At 60.3% G+C, this 14,237-nt stretch carries 10 protein-coding genes and 3 tRNA genes; 6 read left to right on the top strand and 7 right to left on the bottom strand.

The genetic code is table 11. The annotated features are described in order from the left end of the window. Nucleotides 1–5: 5 nt before the first annotated feature. Nucleotides 6–815, bottom strand: coding sequence for a transposase (locus tag AAAX73_RS04395; protein WP_349125138.1), 810 nt, complete (start codon nucleotides 813–815; stop codon nucleotides 6–8). A 403-nt stretch (nucleotides 816–1,218) separates the two neighbouring features. Here AAAX73_RS04395 and AAAX73_RS04390 point away from each other — a divergent pair, with 403 nt between their 5' ends. From AAAX73_RS04390 to dinD, 4 genes are all read left to right on the top strand, one after another. Further along, nucleotides 1,219–1,953 (top strand): nitrogen-fixing protein NifU, encoded by a 735-nt coding sequence (locus AAAX73_RS04390; RefSeq protein ID WP_006235554.1) that lies wholly within the window; start codon nucleotides 1,219–1,221, stop codon nucleotides 1,951–1,953. Nucleotides 1,954–1,971: 18 nt separating this feature from the next. Further along, nucleotides 1,972–2,976, top strand: coding sequence for a GGGtGRT protein (locus AAAX73_RS04385; protein ID WP_022094815.1), 1,005 nt, complete (start codon nucleotides 1,972–1,974; stop codon nucleotides 2,974–2,976). A 251-nt stretch (nucleotides 2,977–3,227) separates the two neighbouring features. After that, nucleotides 3,228–4,754: an FAD-binding protein gene (locus AAAX73_RS04380; protein ID WP_349125137.1), complete on the top strand. Its 1,527-nt coding sequence runs from the start codon at nucleotides 3,228–3,230 to the stop codon at nucleotides 4,752–4,754. 161 nt (nucleotides 4,755–4,915) lie between these two features. Further along, a complete protein-coding gene (gene dinD / locus AAAX73_RS04375) occupies nucleotides 4,916–5,776 on the top strand; it encodes a DNA damage-inducible protein D (protein ID WP_118079689.1) in 861 nt (286 codons plus the stop codon). Between the two features lie 193 nt (nucleotides 5,777–5,969). On the opposite strand, the gene AAAX73_RS04370 is transcribed toward dinD, so the two are convergent. The 3 genes from AAAX73_RS04370 to AAAX73_RS04360 form a co-directional block, all read right to left on the bottom strand. Next, nucleotides 5,970–6,045 (bottom strand) — tRNA-Lys (locus AAAX73_RS04370). A 42-nt stretch (nucleotides 6,046–6,087) separates the two neighbouring features. Further along, nucleotides 6,088–6,163, bottom strand: a tRNA-Lys gene (locus tag AAAX73_RS04365). A 22-nt stretch (nucleotides 6,164–6,185) separates the two neighbouring features. Further along, a tRNA-His gene (locus AAAX73_RS04360) sits at nucleotides 6,186–6,262 on the bottom strand. Between the two features lie 165 nt (nucleotides 6,263–6,427). Here AAAX73_RS04360 and AAAX73_RS04355 point away from each other — a divergent pair. Beyond that, entirely contained in the window at nucleotides 6,428–7,609 is a 1,182-nt protein-coding gene (locus AAAX73_RS04355) for an aminotransferase class I/II-fold pyridoxal phosphate-dependent enzyme (RefSeq protein ID WP_349125136.1), read from the top strand. 141 nt (nucleotides 7,610–7,750) lie between these two features. Then, a complete protein-coding gene (locus tag AAAX73_RS04350) occupies nucleotides 7,751–8,641 on the top strand; it encodes an ROK family protein (protein WP_349125135.1) in 891 nt (296 codons plus the stop codon). Nucleotides 8,642–8,754: 113 nt separating this feature from the next. Here the strand turns inward: AAAX73_RS04350 and AAAX73_RS04345 are convergent, their stop codons facing one another. From AAAX73_RS04345 to rho, 3 genes are all read right to left on the bottom strand, one after another. Continuing rightward, nucleotides 8,755–9,204 carry a VanZ family protein gene (locus tag AAAX73_RS04345; protein ID WP_118079683.1) on the bottom strand — a complete coding sequence of 150 codons (450 nt, stop codon included), beginning with the start codon at nucleotides 9,202–9,204 and terminating at the stop codon, nucleotides 8,755–8,757. A 7-nt stretch (nucleotides 9,205–9,211) separates the two neighbouring features. Further along, nucleotides 9,212–10,663, bottom strand: coding sequence for a hypothetical protein (locus tag AAAX73_RS04340; protein WP_349125134.1), 1,452 nt, complete (start codon nucleotides 10,661–10,663; stop codon nucleotides 9,212–9,214). Nucleotides 10,664–10,978: 315 nt separating this feature from the next. Continuing rightward, complete coding sequence (gene rho, locus AAAX73_RS04335) at nucleotides 10,979–13,522, bottom strand: transcription termination factor Rho (protein ID WP_349125133.1); 2,544 nt, start codon at nucleotides 13,520–13,522, stop codon at nucleotides 10,979–10,981. Between the last annotated feature and the right edge of the window lie 715 nt (nucleotides 13,523–14,237).

The following is a 14,237-nucleotide window of genomic DNA, read 5'->3' as shown; positions in this document are numbered from 1 at the left end:
TGCCTTTATTTCGAGCTCTCGGCCTGCGCGTCCACCTGCGCATAAGCGCGCACAATACGAGAAACCGTACTTTTGCCAATCCCGGTATAGTGCTCAATCTGACGCACCGTAAATCCGGCATCGCGCAATCCAACGATAACGGCATCGCGCCGCGCCGGCGGTGCGGCTTTAACCCCGTGGAGCGGAGCCCCGAGGCTCTTCGCCAACCTGTCGGCAAAGGCGTGGCGTTCCCACTCCGTCTCTTTCATATCGCACAGCGCTGGCTCGCCGCCGCCGGACATCGCTAGCGAATAGGCAATAAAGCCCTCGGCAGAACCAAAAAGCTCAAGCACGCAAGAAGGATCGGAAAATCCCCTCGTGACATCGGCCGCATCGCTGTCGTAAGCGCGCAGATGCTCCGCAAAGCTGCTCCAGGGATAACGCTCGATTAGGCTAATGCCCTCCTCCTGCGGATCGGCGTGTACGGAGCGAATAGCCTCCATCACCTGCCAGTCGGTATCGAGCGAGCGGCGCTCAAAACGCTCACGAAATAGGCAGCCCGCGCGCCCAGCGCGCTTATTGAACCGACGAGCATACGTCAACAGCAGCCGCTGCATAGCAGCGCTCATTTCGTCCTCGTAATCCAAAAGCACCAGATCCACGTAGTCGCTCATGAGACACCACGCCACAATCGTCACCTGGGCATCGCGGCAGCAGTCGCGCATCAGTTCCAAAAACTCCCACCGGTCCTCGTCGCTCTTAAAGATCAACTGCCCGCCCATACCGCGGGCACAAACATGGTAAAAACCGGTGATCGTTTTCCAAACGCGCTGCATGGCGCTCCCTTCGCCGGGATCTGCTTACCATCCAATACATCACGATTGAAGCGTGCCATCAAAACATTCACGCAAAATGGCACCCGTCGACGGTAAAAGGCGGCAATCCGATGGCGAACGGCAATATAGCCACAGGTCAGGCAACGCTGTCTTGCCAAAAGCTAATCAAAACCTTAATAAAAACTAACACCCTACAAAATGTCGCTTGACCGCAAATAGTCTGGTTAAATCGCTTCAATTGAAAGTTCCGCGCTTCTCGCTACGAAAACTGAGCCGTTCGCCGAATATTCCGTGCATTTCGCGGTATTATAGGGGCTGCATGTCATGTCCCTTTCGAAGGGTCGCCCGGCAATCGCCAGCCACGACCCCCAGACGGGACGCCAACACGATAGAGAGGAGAGGCATGCAGTACTCACAGGAAGTGGAGAACATGTGCCCCGTTGCCAAGGGTGCATACCACGGCCCCGCACCCATCCCCGAGGAGGGCAAGTGGGTCCAGGCTAAGGAGATTTCCGACATCTCCGGTCTTACGCACGGTGTGGGTTGGTGCGCACCTCAGCAGGGCGCCTGCAAGCTCACGCTGAACGTCAAGGACGGCATCATCGAGGAGGCCCTCGTTGAGACCATCGGCTGCTCGGGCATGACCCACTCTGCCGCCATGGCTTCCGAGATCCTTCCCGGTAAGACCATCCTCGAGGCCCTCAACACCGACCTCGTCTGCGACGCCATCAACGTTGCTATGCGCGAGATCTTCCTGCAGATCGTTTACGGCCGCAGCCAGACCGCGTTCTCCGAGGGCGGCCTGCCCGTGGGCGCCTCCCTCGACGACCTCGGCAAGGGCCTTCGCTCTCAGGTCGGCACCATGTTCGGCACCAAGGCCAAGGGCGCTCGTTACCTCGAGCTCGCTCAGGGCTACGTCACCCGCATGGCTCTCAACGACAAGAACGAGATCATCGCATTCGAGTTCCTGAACCTCGGTAAGTTCACCGACGCCGTCAAGGCCGGCAAGACCCCCGAGGAGGCCATCGCTGGCGCTATGGGCCACTATGGTCAGTGGGAGAACGCTGCCAAGTACATCGACCCGCGCACCGACGAGGAGACTCACTCCGTCGCCAGCGTGTTCCCGGTTCACGAGTAGAAAGGGAGGGAAATAACTATGACTGTTACGTTCGAAGGTTACGAGCGCCGCGCTGACAAGATCAACAAGTGCCTCGCCGACAACGGCATCGCCTCCCTCGAGGAAGCTCTGCAGATCTGCACCGACAAGGGCTTCAACCCGCGTGAGATCGTCAACAACACCCAGTCCATCGCCTTCCAGAACGCCGAGTGGGCCTACACCCTCGGCTGCGCTCTCGCTGTCAAGCGTGGCGCCAAGACTGCTTCTGAGGCTGCCGCCATCATCGGCGAGGGCATCCAGGCTTTCACCGTTCCCGGCTCCGTCGCCGAGGACCGCAAGGTCGGTCTGGGCCACGGTAACCTGGGCGCCATGCTGCTCTCCGACGACACCGAGTGCTTCGCCTTCCTGGCTGGCCATGAGTCCTTCGCTGCCGCCGAGGGCGCTATCGGCCTGGCTCTGAACGCCAACAAGGCTCGTAAGAAGCCGCTGCGCGTTATCCTCAACGGTCTGGGCAAGGACGCCGCTCAGATCATCGCCCGCATCAACGGCTTCACCTACGTGAAGACCCAGTTCGACTACTTCACGGGCGAGCTCAAGGTCGTCGAGACCATCCCCTACTCCGATGGTCCCCGCGCCGCCGTCAACTGCTACGGCGCCGACGACGTCCGCGAGGGCGTTGCCATCATGTGGCACGAGAACGTCGACATCTCGATCACCGGCAACTCCACCAACCCCACGCGCTTCCAGCACCCCGTCGCTGGCACCTACAAGAAGGAGCGCCTCGAGGCTGGCAAGAAGTACTTCTCCGTCGCTTCTGGTGGCGGCACTGGCCGTACCCTGCACCCGGACAACATGGGCGCCGGCCCTGCCTCTTACGGCATGACCGACACCATGGGCCGTATGCACTCCGACGCCCAGTTCGCCGGTTCTTCCTCCGTGCCTGCGCACGTCGACATGATGGGTCTCATCGGCATGGGCAACAACCCCATGGTCGGTGCCACCGTCGCCTGCGCTGTCGCCGTCGAGGAGGCCCTCAAGGCCTAATCGCGCCCGCGCGATGCTCATATAGTTGAGCTTTAGAGCCGCTACCCACCCGGGTAGTGGCTCTTTTTTGTTGCCATAAAACGTTCGAGATCCGATATATCAGTTCTGATGGAACATGAAGTGTGAGGAGAAGGAGCCGCCAAGTGGCTTCAACGTCCACGTGCCATATTTGCCCTTTGCCGATTTATCCAATCTTTGCGATATCTTTGCCGATCACCCATGCGACAATGCGCGGACGAGAAAGGAATCCCATGGAATCAACTGATGTACTGGTAATCGGATCGGGCATCGCGGGCCTTTGCGCCGCCATAGAAGCAGCACGCGCGGGCGCGACCGTTGCCATCGCATGCGCCGGCAAGACCATGAGCGGATCGAGCTTCTTCCCGGGCACCTGGGGCCTCGGCCTTATTGGCCCCGTCGACAAAGACGACGAGCAAGACCTCATCGACACCATCCAAACCGTCGGCGGCGGCGCTGCCGACCCCGAACTCGTCCAGACGTTCGTCCACGGCATTCCCCAAGCGATTGACTGGCTCGAACAGGATGTGGGCGTAGAACTCCAGCGTCCGCAAAGCACCGAGAGCGCCCAGCAAAAGCAATTTATCCCCTGCTTTGACCATAAGACACGCATGTGGCGCGGTCTGACCCGCAAGCCTCTTGAAGACGCGTGTGCGGCCCAGATCAAGTCTCTTGGCATTCGTCTGCTCCCCCGCCACGAGCTCATCGATCTTGTTGAGGACACAACCGGAAAGATTACCGGCGCCGTGCTCTACAACCAAACAGACGAGCGCATCGTGACCTTTACAACAAAGGCCACTATCATCGCTGCGGGCGGCACGGGCGGCCTGTTCGAGCGCAGCCTCACTTCGGCCGATGTACTCAGCTCATCACAGGCCATCGCACTGGCGCACGGCGCATCCCTTACCAATATAGAGTTCATTCAGATGATGCCCGGTTTCATTGAACCTAAGCGCAACCTGGTCTTTAACGAAAAGACCTGGCGCTACGTCACGTTCGACCAACCGGTCGACATTGCCAACGAAAAGTTAGACGATCTGCTTGAGCAACGCTCAGGATATGGCCCCTTCACTTCGCGCTTGGCTTCTCGCGCCATCGATCTTGCCATCGATCAAGCAGGTGCCGAAGGCCTAGCGCTCCACTACGACTTCCCTCGCGAGAATATTCCCGAGTTCGTGCAGACCTTTGCCACCTGGCTGCAAGACGAGCATGGTATCGCGCCGAGCGACGAGATGCGCGTGGCGATGTATGCCCACGCCGCCAACGGCGGTATCAAGATCGACAAGACCGCGTACACGGGCATTGAGGGCCTCTACGCCTGTGGCGAGGCAACAGGCGGCATGCACGGCGCCGACCGCATCGGAGGCCTGTCGAGCGCCAATGGCATCGTATTCGGGCGTATCGCTGGCGCATCAGCGGCTCGAGCAGCACTGGACGCTCCCGAGGCTGACGCACCGGTGGATGTCGCCCTCCCCGAGCATGGCATCGCTACAGCAGTCGCCGAGCGCCTAACCCGCTGCCTCAAGCACACAATGAGCGCCTACTGCATGATCAACAGGACCGATGCGGGTCTATCCAAGGCGCTGCAGGAGCTTGAAAGCCTGCAAGATGAAGCCACGACTCTAAATAAGCCGCGTGCCAACGACAGCGAAATCGCTGCCCTCGCGCGCCTACAGTCGCAAATTCAGCTGGCTGCGGAGATGGTCAAAGCCATGCGCAAACGAACCGAAAGCCTAGGTTCGCACTATCGAGCGAATTAAACTGGACGCCTATCTAACGCAGAACACAACTAATCGATATCCATGGGTCCCGTGAGCTCGAAGTGACACGGGGCCCATTCGTGTCCGCACGACAGCGTATCCTTATTCTGAATACAGAGCGGGCAAAGCCCGCATGGACAATAGGCCAGCGAGGAGGAGATATGGATAGTAGAGATATCGAGAAGTGGCGTGTCGAACTTGATAGCTACGCCAATGTGGAAGACGGGGTTGAGTATTGGCTCGCACGCGATTTAATGGAACCCATGGGATACACTCGATGGGAGAACTTCGCCGAAGTTGTTAAGAGGGCAAAAGTCTCGTGCGAAACAAACAAAACTCCAGTTGATTCCCATTTTCGTGACACCACGAAAATGGTAACTGCCGGTGTCGCCGCTCGCGCGGTTAAAGACTACAAACTTACGCGCTATGCATGCTATTTAATCGCCCAGAACGGAGATTCAAACAAGCCAGAGATCGCACTCGCCCAGGCATACTTTGCCGTGCAGACGCGCCGCCAAGAGCTCATAGAGCAGCGCTTCGCAGAGATTCAGCGCTTGCAGGCGCGCCACTCGCTATCCGATTCAGAGAAACAGCTCTCGGGTATTGCGTTCAAACGCGGCGTGGACTCCAAAGGATTCGCGATCATCAAGTCGAAGGGCGATGAAGCGTTATTCGGCGGCAGAAGCACGGCGGAAATGAAGCAGCAGCTCGGCGTACCCAAGAGCGCGGCATTGGCGGACAGGTTAGCCGATGTCCTCATCAAAGCAAAGGACCTTACGAACTCGATGACTGCTTTCAACGCAGAGGAACACGACCTGTACGGTCTGGACCAGATCAAGCAAGAGCACGTCGAGAACAACACAAGCGTGCGTGGCAGCCTCATCGACCGCGGAATTGTCCCCGAAAATCTACCACCTGCCGAGGACACAAAGAAGCTCGAGCGTCGCGTGAAGGCAGACGAGAAGAAACTCAAGGAGGGTACTGACGGCTTTGCCGATCCACAGGGTAGACTCGATTTGTAAATATTCCGGGTTACTTTGGTGGGCCGTCAGGGGGTCAGCTTGTTGCGCAGGCGGCCGCTGCGGCGCCAAGGCGCCTTGCGCGCTGCGCTGGCAAACGCTTACGCGTTTTCTAAGCTCCGCGCCCTTTCGGGTTCGACCCCATGTGAGGTCAACAAAAAAGACGGCCAACTTTCGTTGACCGTCTTACATGCTTTGGTGGGCCGTCAGGGGGTCGAACCCTGGACCTTGGGATTAAGAGTCCCCTGCTCTACCAACTGAGCTAACGACCCAAAGCTAAAGTCCGTTGTCCGGACTTTAGAGGAGATATCGTGTGGTGGGCCGTCAGGGGGTCGAACCCTGGACCTTGGGATTAAGAGTCCCCTGCTCTACCAACTGAGCTAACGACCCGATATCAACACGAAGCAAGAACTGGGGTGGGTAAAGGGACTCGAACCCTCGACCTACGGGACCACAACCCGTCGCTCTAGCCAACTGAGCTACACCCACCGTGTCCTGTGCGCTTCGCGCTCGACTATTATTGCAAGGAACGCCATGCGATGCAAGCCCCAATTTTCAAGAATTTTGAAAAGAGCTTTTTGGATCCATTTCGGGCAAATCCTACCGGTTCCATAGGAGTAAACTTGCCCCACCCCGATGTTCGAAAGGACAAGCATGAAAGAACTCTCCAATCGCACGGCAACATTCACCGATTCAGTCATCCGCCGCATGACACGCATCTCCAATAAGTACGACGCCGTCAACCTCTCGCAGGGCTTCCCTGACTTCGATCCCCCGGCGCAGCTGCTCAACAGCCTGAGCGCCATCGCCAGCGACCCCAAGCCGCTCTATCACCAGTACTCCATCACCTGGGGCTCCCAGGCCATGCGCGAGGCGCTCGCTGCCAAGCAGGAGCACTTTATGGGCATGCCGGTTGACCCCAACCAGAACATCGTGGTCACCTGTGGCTCCACCGAGGCCATGATGGCCGCCATGATGACGGTTACGAACCCCGGCGACAAGGTCGTCATCTTCTCGCCGTTCTACGAGAACTACGGCGCCGATACCATCCTCTCAGGTGCCGAGCCCATCTATGTGCCGCTCAACCCGCCCACGTTCGACTTCGATCGCGAGGTCCTCGAGGCGGCCTTCCGTGATAACGATCCCAAGGCGATTGTCCTGTGCAACCCTTCCAACCCTTGCGGCAAGGTCTTTACGCGCGAGGAGCTCACCTTTATCGCCGACCTCTGCAAAAAGTACGACGCCTACTGCATCACCGACGAGGTGTACGAGCACATCGTCTACGCGCCCCACGAGCACGTCTATATGGCCACGCTGCCCGGCATGTTCGAGCGCACTATCAGCTGCAGCTCGCTGTCTAAGACGTACTCCATCACCGGCTGGCGTCTGGGCTACACCATTGCCCCGACCCAGATCACCGAGCGCATCAAGAAGGTCCACGACTTTCTCACCGTGGGTGCCGCCGCTCCCCTGCAGGAAGCCGTCGTCACCGCCCTCAAATTCGACGACAGCTATTACCAGGAGGTCCTCGACCTCTACGCCGCCAAGCGCGACCTGTTCTGCCAGGGACTCGACAGCATCGGTCTTGAGCACAACGTGCCACAGGGCGCCTACTACGTCATGATGGACATCTCTGAGTTTGGATATGATAGCGACCTCAAATTCTGCGAGGACCTCGCGTCTAAGGTGGGCGTGGGCGCCGTACCCGGCTCGAGCTTCTTCCGCGAGCCCGTCAACCATCTGATTCGTTTCCACTTTGCCAAGCGAGACGAGACACTTAACGCGGCGCTGGAGAACCTCAAGTCGCTGCGTGATAAAATCAAGCCGCGCGGGTAAGGACGGCCCAGCAACTAAAGCAACCAAAGAAGCCTCGCACCGCCCGCCGCGTTGCGAGGCTTCTTTTTATAGCGCTTTCTTAAATGGTTTAGAGCTCTATACTTTAGTCACGGAGCAACTCGTCCCAGAGAGAGGAATACTATGGCAGAGCAGCAGCTTATCGGAGCGCTCGAGGCTGGCGGCACCAAGATGGTCTGCGCCACGGGCTATGCAGACGGTACGGTCCTGGAGCGCGAGCAGATTGCGACCACGACCCCGCAGGAGACCGTTGAGGCCGTCAACGCATGGTTTGCCGACAAGGGCATCGCCGCGCTGGGCATTGGCGCCTTTGGCCCCACGGCAGTCAACCCTGCCTCGCCCCAATACGGCAAGATCCTGGAGACGCCCAAAACGGCATGGCGCTACTTTGATCTGCTGGGCACCATTCAAAACGAGCTCAATATTCCCTGTGGCTACGACACCGACGTCAACGTCGCCTGCTTGGGCGAGGTCACCTTCGGTTGCGCCCAGGGCCTCACCGACGTGGTCTACCTGACCATCGGCACCGGCGTGGGCGCCGGCGTGCTCTCGGGCGGCCAGCTCGTGCACGGTATGATGCATCCCGAAGCCGGCCATATCCTGGTCACGCGCGATCCGCGCGACACCATCGGCGAGCATAGCGCCTGCCCCTTCCACGACAACTGCCTCGAGGGCCTCATCGCCGGCCCCGGCGTTAAAAAGCGCTGGAATGGCAAGAGCGCCGGAGACATGGCCGAAGATCCGGAGGCCATGGACCTGCTCGCAGGCTACCTGGCACAGGCGCTCATGACCTACACGCTGTGCTACGCGCCGCAAAAGATCATCATCGGCGGCGGCGTGGCCGACCACACCCCCATCGTGCCGCTCGCACGCAAAAAGTGCGCCGAGATGCTCAACGGCTATATCGTCACGCCCGAGGTCAACGACATCGAAACCTACATTGTCAATAACAGCCTTGAGGGCAAGCAGGGCATCATGGGTTGTCTGGCCCTTGGCGCCCAGGCGCTCCAGTAAAGGACACATCAACGGGGCACGGCGTAGCCAAACTCGTAAAACGCCCGGACAACGCCGTCACGCCCCGCAGGAGCCCTCAAACGCATAAGGCCGCCTAGGACCAAGCAAACGTCCTAGGCGGCCTTTTTGGTGTAAATCAGCGACCGTAAGAGATATCGGAGCACGACGCCTGTCGTCGCCCCGCAGCAGTCGATCATCACATCGGTAATCATGCCGGCGCGACCGGGCACAAAAAGCTGGATCGTCTCGTCGATAGAGGGAACAAGCAGCAAGAACACCGCCGTGGGCAGCAACACATCAAACGTGCGCCGGCCTTCGAGGTCAAAGGCGTGCGTCGCCAAGATGCCAAGCACCATGTACTCGGTAAAATGAGCGCACTTGCGCACGACGAAGTTGGTCACCCACTCGTATGGAAGCCCCAGGGCCTGCAAAAAGCCGCGAATGGATTCCATGATCGACAAGCTCAACGAACCAGACCCCGTACCGGGAACCAGCGAATTGCCCCAAATGACGAGCACCATGGCGCAGGCGGCAAGCGCCCATTTTCGATCGAGCTTAACCATGAGGCAATTATGCCTCCGCGCGCAGCGGTGTAAAGCTGGCGGTACCGCCCTCGATAACGCTCAGATAGGCACGGCCCGTGCGCTTGACGGCCGCAGACTGTAGACGGTTGATCTCTTCCTCGAGAATCTGATTGACGCGCTCATGGCGACGGTTTTCCATAACGCCGGCAGCGATAGCCTCGGCACGCTCGATACCCTCGCGCGAGATACGCGCGGTATCCTCGGGAAGCACGGAACTGTGGCGACCGACATAGACGGGAGCAGCCGAGACAGGTGAGGCTGCAGGCGTGGGCACCGCCACGGGGGCGGGCTCGGCAGCCTCGGCCATGATCGCCATAGCGGCGGCCCACATGTCCTCGTGGCCCGAATAATCGGCCATGGGGATATCTTCCTCAAGAGAGGCATCGGGGAGACTGCCGGTATCCACGCGATCCTGGGCATCGATAGACGCAGTGATGGCGGCAGGCTCGTCCAGATCGGAGAGATCAACACCCTTGGCATCGGAAATGATGGGCATGCTGGCGAGCTTGGCGTTGTACGGCGCCGCCTCCGCGGCCTGCATTTGGGCCGAAGCGCCCCAAAGCGAGCTTTCGGCAGCTCGGCGAGCGGCAATGGTTTCCTCGTCGACAGCCAGGGGCTCATCGGCAAAGGGGTCGGCGACAGGAGCCGCCTGAGCTGCGCTCTGTTGGCCGGCCGAAGCAGCCGACGCGGCAGAGGCGTACGCAGCCGACGACGCGCCGTTATAGGCGGCATTGTTGGCTGCGTTGGCTACAAGCGCCACGAAGGCTGCGGTGCTGCCCGCAGGGGCTGCATGAGAGCCCGAGACGGCGCGTGCGGCAGCGGCAATGTCATCGCGATTGTAAGAACCGGTCTTTCCACCGTTGGTGAGCTCATCGATTGCGACCTGGTAGACATCGCGCGAACGCACGGGATCGCAGCTGACCGGGGAATCGTCATCGAGCATGCTGTCGATCATAGACCAGGCCTCGGCCTCATCCATGGCGTTAGCCGCGCGCGCGATAGTGGGAACGCCATCGTCGGCGTGACGGCGCTGGAACGCACCGGTCAGGCCGGAGAGAAATGCGGAAGAAGGCTGTGCGGCATTGGCCTGATCAGCCGGAGCCGCAGGCTGAGGCGCCGCCCCCTGCTGCTGTGCGGGAATCGAGGCGGTCTTGAACTCGTTGTGGGTCCGGCCAAACTGAGCGGCGCCGCCCACGGCATCGGGCTCAAACAGGCGGCCATCGTGCTCGGCACGATACTCGGAGATGCCCAGCGAGGCTGCGTAGATGCCCACGCCCGCCACCGCACCAACGGCGAAGGGAACCGCGCCCGCGACAACCGTCTCGTTGACCGACGAGAACGGCAACGTCGCGGCATACATCACCACGGGGGCGGCAAGGCCGATCCCGCAGGAAAGTCCGGCAAGGACTGCTCGTTGTGTTGCATCAGAAGAAGCCATGAGCTCTCCCCATCTTCCAGCACCCAAATCGCATCATTTAGTTGGCTGCGCGAGAGAAGATGAAGCGGGACATGCGTCCCAAAGCAACGGTATATAGTTCGTTTCATCTGCGTTTTCCGTCGCGAAGCTTAAAAGTTATTATGCGAAACCGACCCTCCGATTGCAAGCGATGAGGCCGGATTATGGCTCGAAAACTGCTGCTTGTCGGTCATAAGGTCAAAAAATGTTGCCGAGTGGCGCCGTAAAGAAAGGGCCGGGGCATAAACCCCGGCCCGATTGCCCGTTCTTATGGCGATATAGCGTGCGGCTTTTGGTCTAAAACGTCTGCTCGTAGTCGCTGTGCTTTTTGGCCGAACGCACCAGGAACTCCTGGTTGGTGTTGGTGCCCTTAAGACCCTTAATAAACGACGCCGCCGCGCGCTCGGTGTTGTTCATACCGGCGAGAATGCGACGCAGGCCGAAGACAAACGGGCGCATCTGCTCGTCGACCAGCAGGTCCTCGTTGCGCGTACCGGAGGCAACGGGGTCGATGGCCGGGAAGATGCGGCGATCGGCAAGATCGCGGTCGAGCTTGAGCTCCATGTTGCCGGTGCCCTTGAACTCCTCAAAGATGACCTCATCCATCTTGGAGCCGGTGTCGATAAGGGCGGAGGCGAGGATGGTGAGCGAGCCGCCGTTTTCGATATTGCGGGCTGCACCCAGGAAACGCTTGGGCGGATAGAGAGCTGCCGAATCGACGCCGCCCGAAAGGATACGACCCGAGGCGGGTGCCGCCAGGTTGTAGGCGCGGGCAAGACGCGTGATGGAGTCGAGCACCACCACGACATCGCCGCCCAGCTCCACAATGCGCTTGGCGCGTTCGATGACGAGCTCGGCCACGCGGGTGTGGTTCTCGGCAGGCATATCGAAGGTCGAGGCCACGACCTCGCCCTTGATGGAGCGCTGCATATCGGTGACCTCTTCGGGGCGCTCGTCGACGAGTAGGCAGATGAGGTGCACCTCGGGGTTGTTGATCGAGATGGACTGGCAGATCTTCTTAAGGATCGTTGTCTTGCCGGCCTTGGGCGGCGACACGATCAGGCCACGCTGGCCCTTGCCGATCGGTGACACGATATCGATAGCGCGACCGGTAATGGAGTCCTTGCCGTGCTCCATACGCAGCGGCTCGTTGGGATAGACCGGGGTAAGGTCGCCGAACTTGGGGCGGTTGCGGATCTGCTCGGGATCCATGCCGTTAACGGTCGTGATCTTGGCGAGGCCGGCTCGCTTGTCGCCGCCGCGCGAGGGACGCAGCGAACCCTCGATGACATCGCCCGTGCGCAGGCGTGCGGAGCGGATGAGGTAAGCGGGGACGAAGGCGTCTTCGTTGGACTTCATGTAACCGTGGGCATGGATGATGCCGGAGCCGTCCGGGCGAATCTGCAGGATGCCCTTAATATCGCGGAAGCCCTCGGCCTTCGCGGCGGTCGTGTAGATCTCCTCGACAAGCTCGGCCTTCTTCTTGCCGGTCGTCTCGATCTCGAACTCTTTTGCCTTCTCGCGCAGCTCGGCGACCTTCATGGCCGCAAGCTCCTCGCGCGAAAGCGTGGGCTCGGTGGGGGCGGCGTTGCGCTCCTTGTTGCGCTGCTTGCGGTCGCGCTGACGGCTGCGGCGGTCGTTGTTGCGATCGTCCTTGCGGTCGTTGCGCTCGTCGTTGCGCTTGTGCTGACGGCGGCCGGGACGGACACCCGCTTCGGCCTCGGCGCCCCCGTCAGCCGCGGCTGCGGGCGTATCGGTGCCGGACGGGGCCTCGCCCTCTGCCTTGGCATCGGCGTTGGCATGGGCGCTGGGATCGGCGTCGCCCTGCTGCTCGGCAACCTTGGCCCTTGCGGACTTCTTGCGCGTACGCTTGGGCTTCTCAGTTGCCGGCTGATCGGCGCTCTCGGCCTCGGAAGCGGCATCGGCGGTTACCTCCGAGGACTTATCGTCGACGGGCTTGGCCTCAGCCTTGACCTTCGCCTTCGTCGAGCGCTTTGCCGCGGTGCGACGGCTGCGGCCGGGACGGACATCGACGGGCTCGGCATCGGCAGATGCGGGAGCCTCGGTGGACGGAGCGTCCTGGACCAGGGCATCGACCGTGGCCGTAGGCTCGGCCGTCACCGCTGCGCCCTGGGCAGCAGCTGCTGCGGCAGCGGCTTTCTCGGCCTCAACATACGCCTTGGGCTTGCGGCCGCGACGATGCGGGCGCAGAGCCGGATCAACGACGGGAACCTCGTTGACCTCAGCGTGCACGACGGGCTCAGCGGAGGAAGCGCCCTCCCCTGCCGCAGAACGAGCCGGAGCTTCAGCGACCTCAGGAGTCAGCTGCTCGACGGGCTGCTGCGTCTTGGCTGCCGCACGGCGATGCGTGCGCGGTGCCGGCTTCTCGGCCGACTGTTCGGCAGCAGGAGCCTCGGGGGCGACCGGCGCAGCGAACTCAGTCAATGCCGCGGCCTCGCGCTCGGCAGCGCGACGGCGGGCACGCACAACCTGGGCCTCGCTAATCTGCGCCAGTGCACGGGCCTGCGCGACCTCATCGGAAATGGGGGCCGAAGCATCGGTGGCAACGGGGCGCTTCGCGCGCGTGGTGCGCGTCGTACGACGCTTGGGCTTTTCGGCATCCTCGCCGTCCGCAGCAGGCTTGGCCAAACGACGCGTGCGCTTAGGCTTAGCGGGAGCAGCCTCCTCGCTAGCAACGGGCGTGGTGGGCGCGGCGGCCTTAAGCGCCTCGGGAGCCGAGACCTGCGCCGGCGCGGAAAGCACGGCCTGGTCCGACGTAACCGGTGCAGCGGGAGCCGTTTGCGTCGTCGTTATTTCGTTTTCTTGTTGTTGATCAGACACAGTGTTTGCTCAACTTTCTTTTCAAGCCCTGTGATCACATGCTCCCTGCATAAACCTTCAGGGCGGCTAAACAGTCTAGCTCCGTCAAATACCGACGGACATCATTGATCTGTATAGAGATGATTGCGTTATATACGCAGCGTTAGTGTAACACAACCGCAACCACCTGCAACTTAGTCATCGGGGACGTTCTTAAACGACTAGTCAAAAGGGATGCTCTTTACAAAGTTCCGGCGTACACCATCGCCACATCATAAACCGCGGTGAAATAGTTCCCAAATCCCGGCCGGCACCTCTCAAGCAGGAACCATTCCACCGCAACTCATAAGAAGAAGGCAGATCAAGCCTCGAGCATCGAGAAAACGGAACAGCTAAGGGACAAGGGCATCGGCCCCAAGATCGATGTGCCACGAATCGCGCCCATCTACTACGTTTGCCCCCGCACCCCTGACCATACTCACTATTTTTCGAAAGTCGCAGACCTGCTACCTGCGGTTTTAATATTGCGATTTTCGGCGTGGTTCGGGGTACGCACTTAAACGTAGTAGATGCCCCCGATTCTTGGCAGAAGGTATCCCACCGCTCCTCCACGGGACAAAAATGATCCGTTTTCCTCCGTCCCCTAGGGTCATTTTCAAAACTATGGCTGTTTACTACGATGAATCGCTCAACCACGACCACGCCAAAAACCGAAATAATAAAACCCCAGCTAGAT

This window comes from Collinsella sp. CLA-ER-H9 (genome assembly GCF_040092295.1).
Classification (GTDB): domain Bacteria; phylum Actinomycetota; class Coriobacteriia; order Coriobacteriales; family Coriobacteriaceae; genus Collinsella.
The sequence above is the reverse complement of the archived record's forward strand: the minus strand, read 5'-3'. Positions and strand labels throughout refer to the sequence as shown.